3 protein-coding genes are annotated in these 1,489 nt (G+C 55.0%); 1 reads left to right on the top strand and 2 read right to left on the bottom strand.

All coding sequences use genetic code 11. The features are described from left to right. Positions 1 to 174: 174 nt before the first annotated feature. Together GEU01_RS25435 and GEU01_RS21715 are read right to left on the bottom strand one after the other, a co-directional pair. Complete coding sequence (locus GEU01_RS25435) at positions 175 to 753, bottom strand: zeta toxin family protein (protein ID WP_081500061.1); 579 nt, start codon at positions 751 to 753, stop codon at positions 175 to 177. Continuing rightward, entirely contained in the window at positions 750 to 983 is a 234-nt protein-coding gene (locus GEU01_RS21715) for a hypothetical protein (RefSeq protein ID WP_010518344.1), read from the bottom strand. Before GEU01_RS21715 ends, GEU01_RS25435 begins: the two co-directional genes overlap by 4 nt. A gap of 138 nt (positions 984 to 1,121) precedes the next feature. Here GEU01_RS21715 and GEU01_RS21710 point away from each other — a divergent pair. Next, positions 1,122 to 1,489, top strand: a 368-nt coding sequence (locus GEU01_RS21710; protein ID WP_019087667.1) for an IS110 family transposase, incomplete at its 3' end; no start/stop codon positions are given.

Here is a 1,489-nt window from a genome sequence, read left to right as displayed (position 1 = left end):
CGATTTCATCCTCGCACATTTCGTGCGGGGGCCGTCCACAACATCATCTCTCATAACTGGATTCAATGTTTCCCGCCCTATCTGCGCAGCCCGGCGCAAAGGGACGTAAAATTGTCGGCGCAAGCGTTATCAGGGCCCATTACAACAGCCTCTTTGTCTTCGCGATAAAACGCACTAACAGAAGAGATCAGGACATGTGCTGACCAGCCATTCAGGTATAGTCACGCCTCGACGCACAATCTGACCACTTTCGATTTCAAGGACAGGCTCCGGCGTAACACCTGAATTATCGGAGATAACGACACGATCAGAAAGGGCAATGACGGTCGGAAGATTGACGAGGCTGCCGATATATCGTCTGCGAATGGCCTCCGGCTCAATGAAATGTCCACCACCCGCAGCACGTGCCCTGACGCGCTGAACATTCATTTCAACCGAAGCCAGAGCAATATATCGCAACTCGACATGATAGCCGGCCATCTGTGCCGCCTTGATACGACGGATTATGGAGTGGCCGGATAATGTCGTTTCGAGAGAAATCGATTTTCCGGTTGCCAGAGATGCATTGAATATCTCGATGGCTTTTCGCCCGGCCTCCCGGTCGGCATCGCGCGGGCTAGCCGGATTGATCCCCCGTGCTATCTGGTCAGGATCAATGACAACATCGACGGGCTCAATGTCAGCGCTTGTGCCAACCCGCAGACTACTTTTGCCGGAGCCATTCGGTCCTGCATAAATCAGTAATCGAGTCACGAGGGATAGGGAAAATCTTCGTCGCGGAACTCTTCCAGCAGAGCGAGGCGTTCAACCCGACCACCTGGATATTCACGCACAACCCACCCGTTCTGGACATAGGTCATGATTTCACCACTGGCTGCCCGGACTTCGCGCGCCCGCTCGCCGGCAATGCGGATCGCCTCGAAGCTGGCCCATTCATAGCCAGGTGAATCCTGAGTTTTATATTCGGACATCACGATCTCCATATCGATCACTAAATCTTCGAAACCAGCTTAGCACAATCTGAGCATTGTCACCAGGAAAGAGAGGTGATGTTGTAGACGGCCCCCGCACGAAATGCGCGAGGATGAAATCGTCACCGTCTGCAACGCATGGAGCCACCTATGGGAACGATTTCGACGATTGGCCTCGACCTGGCCAAGAATGTTTTTCAGGTGCATGGGATCGATAGTCTTGGGAACATTCTCGTACGCCGTCGCTTACGGCGCGGTGAAGTTCTCCGGTTTTTTGAAACACTCCCGCCATGCCTGGTCGGTATGGAAGCGTGTGGCACGTCGCATTACCGGGCGCGCTCGATTGCGGCTTTCGGACATACGGTCAGGATGATGCCGCCGGTCTATGTGAAGCCCTACGTCAAGCGGGGTAAAACTGATGCCGCTGACGCCGAGGCGATCTGCGAGGCGGTGACCCGCCCGACGATGCGCTTCGTGCCAGTCAGGTCACCGGCTCAGCAGGCAGCGTTGCTTCAGCA

Source organism: Komagataeibacter europaeus LMG 18890 (assembly GCF_000285295.1).
Taxonomy (GTDB): Bacteria; Pseudomonadota; Alphaproteobacteria; order Acetobacterales; family Acetobacteraceae; genus Komagataeibacter; species Komagataeibacter europaeus.
The sequence above is the reverse complement of the archived record's forward strand: the minus strand, read 5'-3'. Positions and strand labels throughout refer to the sequence as shown.

Bases quoted from the DNA above. Each gene is read 5' to 3' on its own strand.
- GEU01_RS21715 (WP_010518344.1), bottom strand. From the start codon at position 983: ATGGAGATCGTGATGTCCGAATATAAAACTCAGGATTCACCTGGCTAT.